Source organism: Bartonella sp. AP72JLCBS (genome assembly GCF_042195705.1).
In the GTDB taxonomy this organism is placed as follows: domain Bacteria; phylum Pseudomonadota; class Alphaproteobacteria; order Rhizobiales; family Rhizobiaceae; genus Bartonella.
In genome coordinates this window covers 1-999 of the sequence record NZ_JBHIOU010000081.1, presented here as the reverse complement: position 1 = coordinate 999, position 999 = coordinate 1, and the positions used below count along the sequence as shown (strand labels likewise).

At 36.6% G+C, this 999-nt stretch carries 2 protein-coding genes; both read right to left on the bottom strand.

Features of this window, described 5'->3' with window-relative positions; all coding sequences use genetic code 11:
• Positions 1–73: 73 nt before the first annotated feature.
• Positions 74–880 carry a type IV secretion system protein gene (locus tag ACFILO_RS09500; protein WP_375678215.1) on the bottom strand — a complete coding sequence of 269 codons (807 nt, stop codon included), beginning with the start codon at positions 878–880 and terminating at the stop codon, positions 74–76.
• A partial coding sequence (locus ACFILO_RS09495) for a TrwH protein (protein ID WP_275064669.1) occupies positions 877–999 on the bottom strand: 123 nt, incomplete at its 5' end. The genes ACFILO_RS09500 and ACFILO_RS09495, both read right to left, overlap by 4 nt.

The following is a 999-nucleotide window of genomic DNA, read 5'->3' as shown; positions in this document are numbered from 1 at the left end:
TAGCTTTGATAAAACCTTTGTGCCTCTCTGAATTGTTCAGATAGTACTGAATCTTCTACATCGGCTTTTGTTTTCATCGTATGATAGGCATCTCTTTTGCTTCATGGTTAAAAATTCTCATATCAATTTCGCGTCTTTTCTTTTTGATAAGTGATTGCTCAGCCTTACGTAAATGCGTTATCATTTCCATCTTTATAAATTCATTTTGGATCATGGCTAACGAACCATCGATATGTGCTTGAAGATCTGCAATATCTTTCAGGTTTTTTTTTGTTTTAATTTCACCTAATAGATTTGCGAGGTATTGAAAACGATCTTTTATTTTTTCAACAGTTTCTAAACTTACAGCTTTATCTAGTATCGATGCAAATTGTAAACGCCCCGAAATAGCTTTGCCCATTTTATCAAAAGACCCAGAAATTTTGTCTTCCTCCTGCAATAGCTTTTGATATGATTCCCTTGAAAGCTCATCTCTCTTATAGAGCGATTCTGGCTCTTTGAGAAAAAAACTAGAAAAGTCTATTTTTTGAGGTTCAGTTTTCTGACTCTTTGTTATAGCCTGATAGGTTTTTTCTGTTTGCGAAAGTTGTTCTTTTTTTAACGCAAGCTGTTTTTTTAAGAGCTCAATAATTTCCCCTTTTTTTAATAGATCAATAAGCTCCAGATATTCCGCTGGTAGAGCAGGTGGTGGCGGTGAAGCAGATTGTGGCGGTGAAGCAGGTGAACTCTGTTTAGTATCTGATTCCGAAAGAATCTGTGCCCTTAAAAGATTTAGCCGCACGTTACCGCCTACATGATTTCCATCAACATTGTTTGCATGTGCCAAATTTATCATCCCCAAAAGGGTAATCATTCCTGTTATAATAAATCGCTTTTTCATCTGTCTCCTCGCTTGATTTCGGCAGGGATTGTTTTATTAATGGGCACGCGGTTCCTATCATTGGGCTGTTTTAGCTTTGGTGCTAATGCACAAGCCGATAAAAGGTTTGCAATCAAAAT